Below are 17,388 nucleotides of genomic sequence, written 5' to 3' on the forward strand. Positions count from 1 at the left end.
TTTATATATTAGTATATAAATTACAATTTATCTAAGTTTGTCTTTATATCTAAGATTGTCTTTATATGAATGCATCAGAAGTAAATAAGAAATGGGTGATTTTGCAACATGAGATTGCACAGTCATTTGATATGGATCTACCAGATTTAAAAGTGTTTTTATTTCTGATAGGTGTCCAGGAATTAGGGAAAGGACCGCAGACTTTTTCAAAAAGAGAAAAAGAAGAGTTGATGCATATAGCTAATTGCCGCCTTTTTAGTGCAATGGGCTTTTATGAGCTTAAGGGGTTGGACGAACAAGGATGGCCACATTGGGAATTGATTAAGCCTATTCCTAATTATACATTGCTTGAACAAGAGTTGATCATAAAATCATTGATCATTGATTATTTTCAAGAGCTAAATGTAATTTAATAAAACGTAATGAAAAGAATTGTTTTAAGTTTATTTTTTTGTGCTTTATCGATCGTAGTATTTGCTGCAAAGCCTGCGTTTAAATATGTACGTATTCAAACAGATAAAGGAGTAGTTGTTTTAAAACTGTATAATGAAACACCTAAGCATCGGGATAATTTTATAAAATTGGTGAAAGAAAACTATTTCGACAGTTTATTGTTTCATCGTGTTATACAGAATTTTATGATTCAAGGTGGAGATCCTGATTCAAAAAATGCCAAATCAGGACAACTGTTAGGTGATGGTGGTCCAAGTTATACAATTCCTTCAGAAATACAATCGGGATTATTTCATAAAAAAGGTGCTCTTGGTGCCGCACGTGACGATAATCTGGCAAAAGCTTCCTCTGCGTCACAGTTTTACATCGTACAGGGCAAGAAATTTACGAATGCAGGTCTGGATAGTTTAGAAACTTTACGAATGAAAGGCGTAAAATTTACTGAAGCACAACGCACAACTTATACAACCGTGGGTGGTACTCCGCATTTGGATGGAAATTATACGGTATTCGGAGAGCTGGTCAATGGAACGGAAGTTATCGACGCGATTGCCGCTGTAAAAACGGATAAAAATGATCGTCCTTTAACAGATGAGCGTATGTATGTTAAATTATTAACGAAAAGAGAAGCAATTAATTTGGAACGTGAATTAAAGGGTTTAAAACCTCAGAACGGTTTCTTTACAAAGATTGCAGATTTATTTTCTTCTCAAAATTATTAAGCTTCAAAAAAGATTACTGTGAAAATAGTTACTTATAACGTCAATGGTTTACGAGCGGCCATAAAAAAAGATTGGTTAGGTTGGGTAAAGGAAGTAAATGCAGATGTTATATGTTTGCAGGAGATAAAAGCGACTCCCGATCAAATTCCTGAAATAGCATTGCTGGAACAGCTCGGTTATGAACATTATTGGTATCCTGCTCAGAAAAAAGGATATAGTGGTACAGCTATATTTACTAGAATAACACCAAAACATGTTGAGTATGGATGTGGACATGAGGATTATGACTTTGAGGGACGAATTATTCGTGCAGATTTTGATGATTTGTCCATCATGAGTACTTATTTTCCTTCAGGCACCACGGGAGATATCCGACAAGATTTTAAGTATCGGTTTCTTGCAGATTTTCAGGATTATTCGAATCAGTTACTACAGGAAAAGCCTAATTTAATTGTATGTGGTGATTATAATATCTGTCACCGTCCGATTGATATTCACAATCCGAAATCAAATGCTAACTCTTCAGGTTTTTTACCAGAGGAAAGGGAATGGATGGAAAATTTTATAAACTCAGGGTATATTGACTCTTTCCGTCACTTAAATCCAGATCCGCATCACTACAGCTGGTGGAGTTATCGTGCAGGAGCACGTGCTAGAAATTTAGGTTGGCGTATTGACTACAATATGGTATCAAATGCTTTAGCAGATCGAATCGAATCGGCTACAATATTAAATCAGGCGGTACATTCTGATCACTGTCCAGTTGTCCTTAACTTAAAATAATACTATGTCGAAGCAGTAGCTTCCATATTTAATGATGGAATAAGTTTATCGTCATTTACAACACAAAAGAAAAGGCCCTAATTTTTTATTAGGGCCTTTCCTTTTTATACAATATACGTTGCTATCTAACAGCTTGTATAATAGACAACTGTTGTGCTACTTTTTCAGCGATTGCTATAAATGCTTTGGTTGTTGGATCTTCTTCATCAATAGCGATTGGAAAACCGTTATCTCCGGCATCAGAAATCCCCTTTAATAAAGGAATCTCCCCTAAGAAAGGTATTTTGTATTCTTCTGCTAGCCTTGTTCCTCCACCTTTACCAAATATGTAATATTTGTTTTCAGGTAATTCTGCTGGTGTGAAGTACGCCATGTTCTCCACGATACCCAGCAATGGGATATTGATAGAGTCCATTAGAAACATTCCCATACCTTTAATAGCATCAGCTAGTGCTACATGCTGTGGTGTGGTTACAATGACTGCACCTGCAATAGGATAGTTTTGGGCAACAGTGATATGGATATCTCCGGTTCCTGGTGGCATATCGATCACTAAATAATCTAAATCACCCCAATCAGTGTCATTCAATAATTGTTTGATAGCCGATGTTGCCATTGGACCTCTCCATGGAATAGGCTGATTTGGATCGGTGAAAAATCCGATCGATAACAATTTGATACCAAACTTTTCTATAGGCTGTATTTTAACAGTACCATCTTCATGTTGTACAGATTGAGGTTTTTCACCTTCTAAGCCAAACATAATTGGAAGGGAAGGGCCATAGATATCGGCATCTAAAAGTCCTGTTTTTGCACCTTTAGCATGTAATGATAAGGCTAGGTTTGCAGCAACAGTCGATTTACCCACACCACCTTTTCCCGAAGAAACAAGGATGATGTTTTTAATTCCTAAAAGTTGATTTCCTTCTTTACCTAATACACGTGAGGTCATGTGAACATCTACTGCAATATTTTTGTCAATAAAATGTGCAATAGCATTGCGACAAGCATGTTCTATATGATCCTTAAGTGGGCATGCTGGAGTTGTTAAAACAACTTCGAAAGATACTTTTTGATCTTCAATCACAATATTCTGAATCATATTGAGCGTAACCAAATCTTTTTTCAAATCTGGCTCTTCGACATATGATAATGCTTCTAGTACTTGTTCTTTGGTTATCATCTGATATATGGATGCATGTATATTAAACTACAAATTTACTGAATGATAAATTAAAACTTGTCATAAAGATGTTTTTAATGATATTAAGATTTAATTTTTACATTTGAGTATTCAAAATCGAGTGTGATACGTTGTTATAATATGTCCAATAATCTTAAGACCCTTCTTCGCTCCAAGAAAATGCGAATCTTGTACATTGTATTAGGAGTTATTTCTATATTTATAGTAGCAGGAGGTGTATTCGCATATCAAAAAAGAGACGGTATCTTGTTGTCTGCAATCAACAAGGCAAAAGAAAAACTTGCGACCAAGTATGACTTGGACCTTAAAATCCAATATTATTCTTTTAAAGGCCTATCAGCTGTTCAGTTTCAGAATATTATTTTGCAACCTAAAGGTAAAGAGCAATTGGCCCATATTCAGGATCTGACTGTATCTATTCGAATATTTCCATTACTATTCGGTGATGTCAAATTAGGTCAAATCTTAATGAACAATAGTGCGGTCACTTTGATTAAGAAAGATTCGACAAGTAATTACGATTTCCTATTCAAGAAAAAAAATAGAGATAGCACAGCTAATGATAAAGCTGAAACTAATTTTGCAGAACTGGCCGATCGTATGCTAAAGAGCGTATTCTTTAAAATTCCAAAGGATATGGATTTACAGAATTTCGAAATATCCTATCAGGATGATAGCACTTCACAGCGTATCTCAATTCCTGAGGCAGAAATCTCAGGTGGAGATCTTAAAACAAAATTCCTGTTGAATGATCATGAAGCTGTTTGGAATCTAGAGGGCACAGTCAATCCTGATGGGAAGGAAATGTATCTCCGGTTGTTTTCTGATGCAAAAGATGTAGAGCTACCATTGTTACGACGAAAATTTGGTTTAAGAGCAAGTTTTGATGCGTTGACATTTCGTTTAAATAAGGTCGATCGTAAAAATAAAGAGTTATTGTCGCTATCTGGTGAATGGGGGTTTGAGAATTTGAAATTGAATCATTGGCGTATTTCAGATAAAGATGTTCTTTTTCCTGAAGGTTTAATGAGTGGTATTCTTAATATTGGAAAAACATCTGTTGAAATTGATAAGGAAAGTAAGGTTAAGGTTAAAGAGTTTGAATTTAGTCCTTATGTAAAATATGTACATAAGCCTGATAAACAATTAGAACTGGCCATTCATACCGATCGAATTGAGGCTCAAAAGTTTTTTGATGCCATACCTCAAGGGTTATTTCATTCTTTAGAAGGTATACGTGTTTCCGGACATATGCAATATGATTTAAATTTTGCATTGAACTTTAAGAAACCGAATGAAGTGATCTTTACATCTAAAATGGATGATAAAGATTTAAAAATAGAAAAATGGGGTAATGCTAATATTCAAGAATTAAATACAGCATTTACCTACATTGCCTATGAGAAAGGAGAACCCATGAGAACGATAGTACTTGGCCCTCAGAATAAAGATTTTACACCTTTAGATCAGATTTCAAGGTATATGCAGATATCCTTAATCAATACGGAAGATCCATTCTTTTTTTCTCATAACGGTTTTCAAGAAGAGGCTTTTCGTTTATCAATTGCTACAAATTTAAAGGAGAAAAAATTTAAACGTGGAGCAAGCACAATTTCGATGCAACTTGTGAAAAACGTGTTTTTGAACCGTAATAAAACGGTAGTAAGAAAGGTAGAAGAGATTATTTTAGTCTGGTTGATGGAGTCTTCTAAACAAGTCAGTAAGAAACGACTTTATGAAGTGTATTTGAATGTCATAGAGTGGGGGAATAATGTTTATGGGATTACAGAAGCATCTCGTTATTACTTTGGTAAAAAACCTGCAGATTTAAATTTAGGTGAAAGTATCTTTTTGTCTAGTATTGTACCTCGACCTAAGACGGGTTTATATTCTTTTGACTGGACAGGCCATCTGAAGTCAAATATGATCCGCTATTTTAATACCTATGGCAACATCATGGTTAAGACAAAGCAGATTGGAGTAGACTCTACGGTGTCTAATTATGGTTTTTATCAAGTCGAGTTGGTGCCACATCTTCGATCGGCAAGACCTGCATTTGTTGATTCAGTACAAACAGATACATTAGATCTAGAAGAGGGAGAAGATAATTTTCTAAACTTAGATGAGACAACGGAAGCCCACAAGCGATCTCTTTTTGATAAATTATTAGGACGAAATAAAGAAGAAAAATAAATGAAACAGATACAGATAGATGAATTGCACTTTGAATTGATGATTGATGAAAATCAGATTCAAAAACGGATACGTTTGATTGGCGTTGATATTAATCATCGTTATGAAGATAAAAATCCAGTATTTATTGGTGTCTTAAATGGCTGTTTCATGTTTATGAGCGACCTTTTGAAGCAGGTTGTAATTCCTTGTGAAATGTCTTTTGTAAAACTATCTTCTTATCAGGGTACCAGCCAGGGGGAAATGAGTGAGCTTATAGGTTTGGGTATAGATCTTAAAGGAAGGGATGTTATTATTGTAGAGGATATAGTAGAGTCAGGTAATTCATTAAAGCATACCATAGCCTCCATTGAAAAGCAGTCACCATCCAGTGTAGTGGTATGTACACTATTGTTAAAGCCTGAATGTTTACAAAATGATTTTGAAAACATTCAGTATGTAGGCTTTGAGATTGAAAAAGAGTTTGTTGTTGGCTACGGTATGGATTACAATGGTTTGGGACGAAATATCCCACATATTTATAAAAATATTGTTATTTAATTTCTGAAAGTACAAGAATTAAGGTGATCGTTGACCATCCCTACAGCCTGCATATAGGCATAGCAAATGGTAGATCCAAAAAACTTAACACCTCTTTTTTTTAGATCTTTAGAAATTAAATCAGATTCTAAGGACGTAACTGCGGTGTCCTTTTGTGTTAGGATGTTGTTTTCAATCCGCTCCCGATTGGGCATAAATTGATAGAGATATTCATAGAAGCTACCAAACTCTTCTTGAATTTTGATAAAAATTTGGGCGTTTGTTATTGATGTTTCAATTTTCCGACGATGGCGGACAACTCCCGTATTTGTTAAAATGTGCTCTACATCTTCAGGAGTGAACTTTGCCACAGCTTGTACATCAAAATCTGCGAATGCCTCCTTGTATTGCGGTCTTCTTTTCAATATGGTAATCCAGCTTAATCCAGCTTGCGCAGATTCCAAAATCATAAATTCAAAAAGGGTTTTGTCATCCTTAACCTGTTTACCCCATTCCAAATCATGATACTCCATATACAGCGGGTCGTTCCCGCACCATAAACATCTTGTTGTTGACATCTGTTCATTTTTAATTTTGGTTGAAGTTAAGAAAAGCGTTTGTAATGTTTTTTTTCTAAGCCAATTTTTATCATAACTTTACAACTCTAAAGAGTTTCAAAGCGATGCAGGTGAAGTTAAGCTACATTATTCAGTTTATTTTTTTCATTTTTTTATCTTTTGCCCATAATGCAAAAGGACAGGAGACTGTTGATTCGATAAGCAAGATTTCCATTGATTCTGTAGCGATCTCAGATACTTTGGCTGTGAAACAAGTTCCAAAAGGACAGGAATTGCTCCATCCATCTTTAATACGGCCCTATCATATCGTAGAAATTGTTGGCGATGAAATTATTCTTCATAATTTGAACTCATATGCTGTTACACAATATTTTAAAACAAGTGATCTAAAAGGTAAAGATAAAGTACATGTTGGCATATTAAAATATGAACGGAAAAGGTGGGTATTATTTACAAGTCTATTTCTTTTTTTAGCATTTGCAATAGTTCGGTTTTTCTTCTCTTCAGATGTAAAATTAATTGTATCTGCATATTTTAATGAACGAATTATTGTACAAGTAAGTAAAGAAGATACCATATTAACCTCTTGGCCGTTTATCTTTTTGTACCTACTGTTTTCTTTAGCACTAAGCTTATTTGTCTGTATATTTTATGCATACATCCTACAACGATTTGACTTCTTATCTTTTACCAATTATTTAAAAATATCAGCGATCATAGCAATAATATTTGCTTTAAAAATAGGATTTATAAGGTTTATAGCGTTTGTTTTTGAAATACAGCGATTAGTGAAAGAATATGTTACAATCTTATATTTAATTTACTTTAATTCATTGTTATTTTTACTGCCAGTAGTGCTTGTAGTAAGTCTTGTACCTTTAGAATATCTGTCTTATATCTTCAGTTTCACGGTAATCATCGGTATACTGCTGTTTTCTTATCGTTTTTTACGGACAGCGCTAAATGTTGTCTCTCAACAGCAGTTTTCAGTTTTTTATTTAATTTTGTATCTTTGTTGCCTAGAAATAGCACCTATTTTAATATTGGTGCGACTACTAAGCTAATTAAATGATAATATGCAAACTTCCGACGTAGAAAGAGCGAAAAAGGTAAAAAGTATATTGGTAACCTTGCCAAAGCCTGAAAATGATAAGTCACCATATGCTGCATTAGCACTGAAGTATAATTTAAAACTTGATTTTAGAGGTTTCATCCACGTAGAGGGTGTTCCAGCACGTGATGTAAGAAAAGATAAAGTTAATCTTGCTGATTTCACGGCTGTTATTTTTACAAGCAGAAATGCTGTAGATCATTTCTTTAGAGTCTGTGAAGAAATGCGTTTTGAAGTGTCTTCTGAGTTGAAATATTTCTGTATTTCTGAAACGATAGCTTTGTACCTTCAAAAGTATATTCAGTATCGTAAGCGTAAAATTTTCTTTGGAAAGCAAACAGCTAAAGATTTAGAAGACGTTCTTAAGAAGCATAAAGACGAGAATTTCTTATTTCCTTGTTCAGATGTCGCAAATGAAGAGACAAGTAAGTGGTTGAAAGAAAATGGCTATAAATTTACACCTGCTGTTCTTTTTAAAACAGTGGTAAGTGATTTATCTGATCTGAAGGATGTTTTTTATGATGTCATCGTATTCTTTAGTCCTTCTAGTGTGCAATCTCTGTATGAGAATTTTCCAGATTTTAAACAAAATCAAACCAGAATTGCTGCATTTGGTGGAAGCACACAACAAGCATTACTTGAACATGGCTTAGTTTTAGATATTCCTGCACCAACACCTAAGGCACCTAGTATGACAATGGCGGTTGAGGAATATATAAAAATGGTAAATAAATAAAAATATCATTATCTCAATTTGAGATGATGATCGAAATAAGGCTTAAGACGAAGTTTGATTGAATACTGAAAAGTTATTTGTACTTCTCTATATGTTTTTATTCAGTAATATTAAGATGATAATATAAAATTAAATGACAAGTGTCATTTAGTTATTTAGAATATTTCTACTAACTTGTGAGCTAAATTAGTACTTTAGCAGGAGTGATTGTTTTTAATCATGGCATAAGTTTAAGTAGAAATATTTTTTTTAAATTTGTAGTAGTTGTAAAAACAGATAGCTTGTGAAATTAAAACCAGTTGATAGTATCTCAGGAATAACTCCAAAAGAATTTGTAAAAGATTACTTAAAAAAAGGTCAGCCTGTAATTATTAAAGACTTTATAAGTAAGGATAGTGCATGTTGGGATAAATGGAGTTACGATTATTTCAAGGAAATTGCAGGTCAAGAGCAAGTAGATGTGTATGGGCGTGAAGAAAATTCTCAAAATCATGCTGCAAGTCCTCCTGTTGGGAAAATGACTTTGGCAGAATACTTAGATAAAATAAGTGCAGAACCTACCGAGCTACGGTTGTTCCTTTTTAATCTGCTGAAGATTAGACCAGAACTAAAAAAGGATGTTATTTATAACGATGTGACCGGTGGTAAAGTGATTCAATGGTTACCTTACTTATTTTTTGGTGGAGAAGGGTCGTCAACAAGAAATCACTTTGATATTGATATGTCACATGTGTTTATTTCCCAGTTTCAAGGATCTAAGCGGATCTGGTTATTTCCAAATGATCAATCTGATTTATTGTACAAATTACCCTATAATTTTCATAGTATAGCCAATCCTAAATACAGTACTGAAGCTGAATATCCTGGATTACAATTTATAAAAGGCTATGAAGCGGTTATAAATCCTGGAGATACGTTATATATGCCGGCAGGGTGGTGGCATTATATCCAATATGATACGGAAGGTTATTCCATCTCAGTTCGGGCTTTAGCAAATACATTCTCTGAAAAATTAATTGGTGCACGCAATTTGTTCATCACCCGTTATTTTGATGATGCTATGCGTAGGATCTTTAAAAAGAAATGGTTGGATTATAAGATAGAAATGGCAATAAAACGAGCGCAAAAAGCGATTAAAAAATTAAAATAGTATATTTTAATTGATAAAAAGAGCTCCATCCGACACAAAAGGGTGGAGCTCTTTTTATGATATTGCATTTATTCTTCGTCTTCTTCGTCGATTGCGTTTTTGTAAAATAAAATATAAGGATCCGAATCGTATATTTTTGCTTTTGGATCATGTCTAAAAGGAATTTCTGGATTGAAGATCTCTTCCAAAGTAGCTTTTAGAAAGGAAATAAATTCTTTTTTCACTTCTGCAAGATATACTGTTTCTAACACTTCTGATTTGGCGTAAAATAAAGTTCCTTCTTCCCTCATTTTTCGAGCAACATACAGATTAGGTTCTATTCCGATACGTCCTGTTACCTGCTCATAGACATACGTATAAAATAAAGTTTGCACCAATGCTTTATTCTCCGTGTTTTTGATAAACACTTTATCCAATGACTTAAAATTGACTTCGTCCGCGCCTGTTTTATAATCAACAATACGTATTTTGACTGTTTTATCTTTTAATAACACTTCGTCCACGCGGTCAATAATACCGTATATACGTACATTTTCCTCTTTCCCTTCAACCTCGATAGGAAAATCCATGATATAGTCTTCATCATTTTCCAATTCAATGATTTTGATGCCAATAAAGTGATCGATGTCATGTTGAACCAGTAATCTGACATATTCAGAAGAAATCTTATGCATGATCCGCTGAAGACTATTTAGCGAATTTAGTCCCGTGCCTTCCAATTGATATAATTCAATTATTTCGGCAATAATTAAAGCATCTACTGTCTGTAATGATTGCTCTAATTTTCCTATAGGTACAAATTGTGTTGCACCTTTGAATGGTAGATAGACTTTTTCCATCACATTGTGAATAACAGTACCCAAATTGTTCATTTCAAATTCTTGCGAGATACTGGGAGGTTCTTTAATCTCAGCTACATATTTCAAGAAAAATTGCAGGGGAGATTGTAAATAAGTCGTGAGCGCTGTTGCAGAAATTTTTTTCTTATTAGTAATGAAATCCGAGCGCAATTTATCCCAAACTTTTCCTTTTTTGTCAATGATAACTTCATCTTGATCAGGTAAAAAGGTAATATTTTGCTGTTGATTATGTTTTAAAAAATTGAACTTGCTTTCAAACTCCAGCTGTTTGATAAAGCGGCTTTCTTCTCCAGATGAACTGTCGCTAACAATACCATTATAGAGCAGGTGGATCTCGGTACTGTATTGAAAATGACGATAGAACAAATATGCGGAAAGGGCGTCCTGGTTCTCTAGAATCGGTAATCCATAAGCCTGTCTTAGTGAATTGGGGATGAATGTTGGAGAGCTAGATGTTTTAGGCAATATACCCTCATTTGCACCTAATACATAAACGTGGTCAAAATTGAGACAACGACTTTCTAAAAGCCCCATGATCTGCAGTCCTTCAAGTGGATTACCCTCGATTGCCGAATTGATATTTGCAATTGCTTTACTGATTAGTCCAAATTGAAATGGTAGGCTTAGCGGTTGAAGCGATTCTAGGCCTAAATTAAGCTGGTTTAACGTCTTTCTTACTTCAATCAATAAGTTGCTGTCAATCTGTTTTATTCGATCTTCCTGCGCTAGATTTTGTAGTAGATTATCAATGATATGAATCAATATAGCAATTGCTTCCTCTATCCTTACAATGGGGTGGAAGAAGTGTGCTAAACTTGAACTTTTGAAGGAAAGCTCTTTGATTTCTACTTCGAAAAGCTGTTTATCTGATATAAGCTTTTGAATGTCCAACTTTTCCTCTTTAGACACATTGGTCAATGGGTGATTGATAAATGTCTCAATCAGTGTGTATGGAATTTTATTTTTTTTCTGATGTGTGATGAGGTGTTGTACCTCCATCCACAATTCTATAATGCCGTAGATGGGAGATTGAGTCAAAGGAAAACCGGTGGTAATATTAGGTTTCACATCTGGAAGACTTTGTAATAGCGATACTAGTAAAGATTCATCTGCCAATAAGATAGCAGAAGATTTGCCTTCCTTTTCATTATTTACTAAAATATCATGCAATAATTTGGTTTGCGATACATTTCCGGTTGCGGAATAAAGGTTTACATCTGAATAGCGATTGCCAATAACATTTGAACTTTCACCTAATGCATTTTTCAATCCGCTTTCAAATATGTTACGACGAATAAATAATCCTGCCTCTTGTTGTTTGTCATCTAAATAGTAAGCATCTGCATCAAAATAGAATAATGCCAAACCTGCATCTTGCCACTTTTTGAATAAAGTAGCTTCTGCTTTGCTCAAAGCATTGAAGCCGACAAAAATGATTTGTTTATACTGTTGGTGGAATGTTTGGTTTTTTGCTTTTCCATCCACAATATCACGGTAGATGGTCGGCATATTTGTCATTTTTTTAACTTTTAATTCTTCTTTAAACGACCGATATAGCACCGGAAGACGTCGCCATAACTTTAAAAATCGTTCTTGTACAGCAGTATGACCTGCTATGGAAAATGATTGCCAAAATTGACGGATAAAATCCTGCTGTTCTGCAGTGAAATGTTGAAACTGTAAATCAATTTGGGTATTGTCAAACAATTCCATAAAGATTTCGTCTATGTCAACAAGATCATAATCCAGCTGTGAAAAATCACTCAATATGGTTTCTGCTATTGGGTAAAACTCTTCTAAGGTCTCCGCTTCATGACCTTCCTTGGCGAGGAGTTCATTGTGTAAATGATAGAGAATAAAAAATTGTGCAATAGGTGTAGCCTCAGACAAGTTAGTGGACAGACGAAAAAATTCTTGAATGGTAAAAAATTGTGGTGACCAAATTGCTTGACCATATACCTCAGCTAGATGTTGTTTGAGGTACGTAATCGGTCTCTTATTATTGAATATTATAGCAGTTTCGTGTAGATCTTCTCCAAAACGATTTTTCAAATCGATAGCGACGTCTTTTAAAAATGGATTCATTTCTTAGTTTTTTGCTTGTATGATAACCTCTACTAAATCATTTGACTTGGCGTAAAATAAAAATCCTTTCACATTTTTATACCCCAATTCTTCCAAAGTTTTGACATATTGTTTGACTTGCTTCTGATGTGACAGCGCTTCGCTCTGTGTAAATTTAAAGTCTAATACGATTGTCTCTTCTTCACTTGTGAAAACTTTATCAGGACGTAATGTTTCTCCTTTAGCAGTAATAATAGCCGATTCATTCCAAATTTTGAAATTCCCAGTTAACCATTTATTGATCTGTTGGTGTTGCCAAATTTGGTTGACTTCATGTAAAATCGCTGACTTTTCTGAAGGTGTGAATATTCCTTCAGAAATATATTGATTTATAATACCATCAATTTCGTCTTCAGAAGTTATGATGGACATAATTTCGTGAGCCATTACACCATATTGGGACGCTTTATCCAATAGCAGGATACTGGTGATAGTGCGTTGTGATGATTTATCAAAGGCTTTATCCAATTCTTTTGAAATCGGGTATTGCTGTAAGGCAATTTTGCCAACTTCAATCTTAGTGCTTTTTTCTCTACGAATAACATGGTCGATGTGCAATTCGTTGTCCGTAAGTGTAAAGGCTCCATTATTGCTGTCAAGCACTTGATAAACAATATCACTGATTAAATCATTTTTTACATCCATTCCCATTATCTCTCCCGTTTTTTTGTCAACGATTTGCTTAAAAGCAGGAGCCGATATATAAAGATGTTCTATTGCTCGGGTTGTCGCCACATAAAATGTATTCAGGGCATCCATATAATTGAAAACCATCTCTTCATAATATTTTTGATAGAGTGTTGATTGCCCTAAAGAAGAGGTATATTTTATGGGCGCCTTTCCAATAATTTCAAGAGCTGTACCTTCCGTATCGATCCAGAAGTTTCCGTTGGTCATACCATCTAGTGTCCAACTGCAGAAAGGAATCATAACGACATCGTAAGCTAAACCTTTAGATTTATGCACAGTGGTTACCTCAATGGCATCCACTTTGCCCGAAGAAGGAAGTACCGCCTTCACCCCATCTTCATCCCAAAAGGTTAAGAACTGGTTAATTCCGCGTTCCCCATTTGCAGAAAAATTAGCGATCATATCTTTGAATGCAAGAATATAAGGCAAATGTGGGTTGTGTAATGAGGTTAAACCATAAACTTCTATAAGTTTTTCAACGAGGTGAACTAAGGGTAATTTTTGCCAATTTTCCCAATTTTCAATCAGATCCTTAGGGAGGTCCTCATTTAAATTAAGAACATCATTTTCCTTAAATTTCAACCAGACTTCGGCATTGAAATTTTGCTCTTTTTGAATAATATGATAAAGATGTGTGATTTTAGCTTTATATAAAATGTGTTTATCCGTATTAAAAACAAATGCTTTTAATGTTTCAATCAACAGCTGAATACCTTCGTTAGCCTCTAATGCCAGTGCGTCTCCAGAGATAACTTCAAAATGTAACTGTTTTTCATTTCTATAATTCATTAATTCGTGGATAATCAATCGCGCCTGTTTATTCGATCGTACAAGGATTCCGATTTGATTAGCTTGGTATCTGCCCGAAGTAATCCATTCTTCAATCTGTTCACATAAGGAAGATACAGTAAGACTTTCAACTTGTGAGTTTCTTCTCACGTTATTTTCTACATCAAAATATTTGATGGTAATAGAACCCTTTTGTGATTCATCTAAGACCTTTGCTTCTGGAACCTTTTGAGACGCACCATCGTAGGCTTTATTAATCATGTGGTCATATCCCATTTCCTGCCACCATGTTTGTCCTTCCGTAGTAAGATTAGTAGCAATATGTTCATTAAGTAACTGTTGGATATGATCAGGTACTGTCTCAAATAGGTAATTATTGAAATGAATAATATTTGGAAGACTTCTATAGTTTACATCCAGCGAGCCATTCTCAACAAGTTCCTGTAATTCCTGCTCGTTTGAAATATGAAAGGCATCTGCTACTTGTTTTTCAGCCTGTTCCAATAGTATTCGCCAATCTCCATTTCTCCAACGGTAGATACTTTGTTTAACATCACCAACGATTAAATGCTCGGATAATTCTCCCGATGCATTCCCAAGGGCATTAATCAATAAAGGACTGTAATTTTTCCACTGAATGCGGGAAGTGTCCTGAAACTCATCAAATAAGAAATATTGATAGCGATTCCCAATCTTTTCCCAAATAAAAGTAGGATCTCCATGTTGATCTAGCCCAAGCTTATTCAATTGGATCTGCGCATCGGAAATTAATTGTGCATTATTTTCCTTTCGCCATTGCGCTAACAAATCACTCATTTCTTTTAAAAGACGGAGGTAGTAGAAATTCTTTTGGAATGCCTCATATGTGATATAAGTACTTAATTTATCCTGTAATATTTTGAAATTTTTTAAGATAGGTAAAAGTGCCTGCTGTAGTCCGTAATTAACTTCTTTTTTGCCATCTAAAAATGCATCTTCCTTATCTAGGAGCTCTACATATTTACCAATGATCTCCTGTAGTTTAGAAGTACTTTGTTTGAATACGTTGTTCTTTGAATTAGAAAGCGAGTAAATCGGATTTCTACTTTTTCCTTTTAAGTCAGCAGAATCCATATTTAATGCCTTAAAAGTATTTGCAAAACTTTTTATTTCCTCATGAACTGCTTCTAGGAATATTTTTGTAAAGTTTTCAATTTCTTTATTTAAGGTATTGAACACTTTATCCGAATCTTGCGATAGGAGGTGTTTGTCAAACTCTTTAAAGTTTTCAGAAAATATCTCATTCGCTAGATTGGTTAATTCACGACGATAGTTCCAGTTTTCATTATTTAAAATTTTCTTTTCCGCATATTCAATAATCCATTCCAATAAATCAGGGCGTTGATCCAGAAGTTGATTTAACATGACAGTAAGGTCCTGCCGCACCTTACTTGTATTCATTTCAATCTTGTAAGCAGCATCTAAATTGAGTTCGTAAGTAAAGCTTCGAATCACTTTTTGCGAAAAACCATCAATGGTACTGATGGTAAAATGGCTATAATCATGTAAGATTTTACGATAAACACGATGTGCTTTTTCTTGAATTGAAGTCGTACTCCAATATGGAAATTGGGTCAACAATAAACGTCTATAATCATCGATTTTTCGGCTTTGGTCACCTTGTGCTAATCCTTTTAGAACAGATAAGATCCTTTCCTTCATCTCAGCGGTCGCCTTATTAGTAAAAGTGACGGCCAATATTTCACGATAACTGTTTTCTTTTGAAAGTAATAAAGTCAGGTAATGGACAGTTAAGCTGAATGTTTTGCCTGAACCAGCTGAGGCTTTTAATATTTTTAATGGCGCTATCGATGACATGAATTCAATTTGATTTGGAAGGATGAAAATACGCTTATTAATTTGAATAGACAAAATTGCTAATGCGTACGGAGCCTTTAGAAATAAGGCAAAATTACAAATTAATTCCCTATATAAATTTGTATCATCCAGATGGCATCTATGATTTGTTTCGTTGTAAGACTAAGACGGTGTGCATGAAATAATTTGGCCATAATGGTATATAATGACGCTTATTTGTCATCTTTCTTATTCTGTGGAAGTTGACTTCTATTTTTAGTTTTTAACTTCCAATAATCCTTTGTATCTTTGCGTCCCCTCTTGCATGTAGCACGGGGGATATGTTGAATACATAAATAACACAAAAACATGGCAACTAAAATCAGATTGCAAAGACATGGTAAAAAAGGACGTCCTTTTTACCACCTAGTAGTAGCAGATGCACGTGCTCCACGTGATGGTAAATTCATCGAACGTATTGGTTCTTACAACCCAAACACAAATCCAGCGACTATCGTTTTGGATTTTGACAAAGCTTTGGATTGGATGAATAATGGTGCACAACCTACTGACACAGCTCGTACTATCCTTTCGGATAAAGGTGTTTTATACAAAAAACACTTATTAGGCGGTGTTAAAAAAGGTGCATTTGATGAAGCTGCTGCTGAAGCTAAATTTGTAGCTTGGACTGAAGCTAATGATGCAAGAACTGCTGGTAAAAAAGACGGTTTAGCAACTACTAAAGCTGAAGCTAAGAAAATTGCATTAGCTGCTGAAGCTAAGAAAAAAGAAGAAAAAGCTGCTGCTATTGCCGCTAAAAATGCGCCAGTTGTAGAAGAAACTCCTGCTGAAGAAACTGAAGCTCCTGCTGCAGAAGAAACTGAAGGTTAATTTTTCTTTCATACAGTATCAAGAAAGCCGGTTCAATTTTGATCCGGCTTTTTTTTAAGAATGTAGTTGCTATACCTACGAAGTACTGTATTTATATATTTATATTTTTAAATTTGCACTTTCAAATTAGAACATGACCATAGAAGAAAGTTTTTACATCGGTTATATTAGCAAAACACGTGGATTAAAAGGTGAGCTTCAGCTTTTTTTTGAATTTGAAGATTATCAAGATTTAGACTTTGATGTTTTATTTGCTGAAGTGAATAAAAAATTAGTGCCTTACTTTGTCGACAATATCAAATACCAATCAAATAGTACAGCCTATTTAAATTTAGAAGACGTCGATCATATTGATAAAGCACAACCTTTAGTGCGTAAGAAAATATACCTTCCAAATGATAAAATGCCAGAGCGTGATCCTGATGATTTTAGATATACGGATTTAATTGGATACTTGGTGATTGATGAAGTTCATGGAGAATTAGGAGAGATTAAACATGTACAGGAAATGCCTCAGCAATTTATAGCAACAGTAGACTTTAATGGAAAAGAATTGATGTTCCCATTAAATGACGATCTTATGCTAGGAATTGATTCAGAGGATAAAGTTTTAGAGGTTGATTTACCAGATGGATTGGTTGAGCTATATAAGGAGATTTAAAGTCTTCACGATATACAGATTAATAAAAAGGAGTTACTGTAGTTATATGCAGTAACTCTTTTTTATTTAAAGAAATCCATTTTAATAA

General features: G+C 34.5%; 14 protein-coding genes. 10 read left to right on the plus strand and 4 right to left on the minus strand.

Annotation, left to right across the window (positions count from 1 at the left end; genetic code table 11):
- Positions 1-65: 65 nt before the first annotated feature.
- The 3 genes from EDF66_RS04690 to EDF66_RS04700 are packed head-to-tail and all read left to right on the plus strand — an operon-like array spanning position 66 to position 1,958.
- Entirely contained in the window at positions 66-413 is a 348-nt protein-coding gene (locus tag EDF66_RS04690) for a hypothetical protein (RefSeq protein WP_021188004.1), read from the plus strand.
- Between the two features lie 9 nt (positions 414-422).
- Entirely contained in the window at positions 423-1,175 is a 753-nt protein-coding gene (locus EDF66_RS04695; protein WP_132840966.1) for a peptidylprolyl isomerase, read from the plus strand.
- An 18-nt stretch (positions 1,176-1,193) separates the two neighbouring features.
- Positions 1,194-1,958 carry an exodeoxyribonuclease III gene (locus EDF66_RS04700; protein ID WP_132769335.1) on the plus strand — a complete coding sequence of 255 codons (765 nt, stop codon included), beginning with the start codon at positions 1,194-1,196 and terminating at the stop codon, positions 1,956-1,958.
- A 121-nt stretch (positions 1,959-2,079) separates the two neighbouring features.
- Here the strand turns inward: EDF66_RS04700 and EDF66_RS04705 are convergent, their stop codons facing one another.
- Positions 2,080-3,141: an Mrp/NBP35 family ATP-binding protein gene (locus EDF66_RS04705; RefSeq protein WP_021189414.1), complete on the minus strand. Its 1,062-nt coding sequence runs from the start codon at positions 3,139-3,141 to the stop codon at positions 2,080-2,082.
- A 180-nt stretch (positions 3,142-3,321) separates the two neighbouring features.
- Between EDF66_RS04705 and EDF66_RS04710 the strand changes: the two genes are divergently transcribed.
- Both EDF66_RS04710 and hpt read left to right on the plus strand, forming a co-directional pair.
- Positions 3,322-5,355, plus strand: coding sequence for a transglycosylase domain-containing protein (locus tag EDF66_RS04710; RefSeq protein WP_243656001.1), 2,034 nt, complete (start codon positions 3,322-3,324; stop codon positions 5,353-5,355).
- Positions 5,356-5,895 (plus strand): hypoxanthine phosphoribosyltransferase, encoded by a 540-nt coding sequence (hpt, locus tag EDF66_RS04715; protein ID WP_132840969.1) that lies wholly within the window; start codon positions 5,356-5,358, stop codon positions 5,893-5,895.
- On the opposite strand, the gene EDF66_RS04720 is transcribed toward hpt, so the two are convergent.
- Complete coding sequence (locus tag EDF66_RS04720; RefSeq protein ID WP_132769331.1) at positions 5,892-6,452, minus strand: DNA-3-methyladenine glycosylase I; 561 nt, start codon at positions 6,450-6,452, stop codon at positions 5,892-5,894. The two genes, hpt and EDF66_RS04720, sit on opposite strands and share 4 nt — an antisense overlap.
- Positions 6,453-6,556: 104 nt before the next feature.
- On the opposite strand from EDF66_RS04720, the gene EDF66_RS04725 reads away from it, so the two are divergent.
- The 3 genes from EDF66_RS04725 (at position 6,557) to EDF66_RS04735 (ending at position 9,449) form a co-directional block, all read left to right on the plus strand.
- Positions 6,557-7,516 (plus strand): DUF4271 domain-containing protein, encoded by a 960-nt coding sequence (locus EDF66_RS04725; protein WP_021189410.1) that lies wholly within the window; start codon positions 6,557-6,559, stop codon positions 7,514-7,516.
- A gap of 12 nt (positions 7,517-7,528) precedes the next feature.
- Positions 7,529-8,299 (plus strand): uroporphyrinogen-III synthase, encoded by a 771-nt coding sequence (locus EDF66_RS04730; RefSeq protein WP_021189409.1) that lies wholly within the window; start codon positions 7,529-7,531, stop codon positions 8,297-8,299.
- 283 nt (positions 8,300-8,582) lie between these two features.
- Complete coding sequence (locus EDF66_RS04735; RefSeq protein ID WP_132769327.1) at positions 8,583-9,449, plus strand: cupin-like domain-containing protein; 867 nt, start codon at positions 8,583-8,585, stop codon at positions 9,447-9,449.
- A gap of 68 nt (positions 9,450-9,517) precedes the next feature.
- Here EDF66_RS04735 and EDF66_RS04740 read toward each other — a convergent pair whose 3' ends face one another.
- Together EDF66_RS04740 and EDF66_RS04745 are read right to left on the minus strand one after the other, a co-directional pair.
- Entirely contained in the window at positions 9,518-12,394 is a 2,877-nt protein-coding gene (locus EDF66_RS04740; RefSeq protein ID WP_132840971.1) for a PD-(D/E)XK nuclease family protein, read from the minus strand.
- A 3-nt stretch (positions 12,395-12,397) separates the two neighbouring features.
- Entirely contained in the window at positions 12,398-15,769 is a 3,372-nt protein-coding gene (locus EDF66_RS04745) for a UvrD-helicase domain-containing protein (RefSeq protein WP_132840973.1), read from the minus strand.
- Between the two features lie 348 nt (positions 15,770-16,117).
- On the opposite strand from EDF66_RS04745, the gene EDF66_RS04750 reads away from it, so the two are divergent.
- Together EDF66_RS04750 and rimM are read left to right on the plus strand one after the other, a co-directional pair.
- On the plus strand, positions 16,118-16,639 hold the full coding sequence (locus EDF66_RS04750) for a 30S ribosomal protein S16 (RefSeq protein ID WP_021189406.1): 522 nt from the start codon (positions 16,118-16,120) through the stop codon (positions 16,637-16,639).
- 133 nt (positions 16,640-16,772) lie between these two features.
- Positions 16,773-17,300 (plus strand): ribosome maturation factor RimM, encoded by a 528-nt coding sequence (gene rimM / locus EDF66_RS04755; protein ID WP_132769321.1) that lies wholly within the window; start codon positions 16,773-16,775, stop codon positions 17,298-17,300.
- Positions 17,301-17,388: the final 88 nt, after the last annotated feature.

The organism is Sphingobacterium sp. JUb20 (assembly GCF_004342035.1).
Classification (GTDB): Bacteria; Bacteroidota; Bacteroidia; order Sphingobacteriales; family Sphingobacteriaceae; genus Sphingobacterium; species Sphingobacterium anhuiense.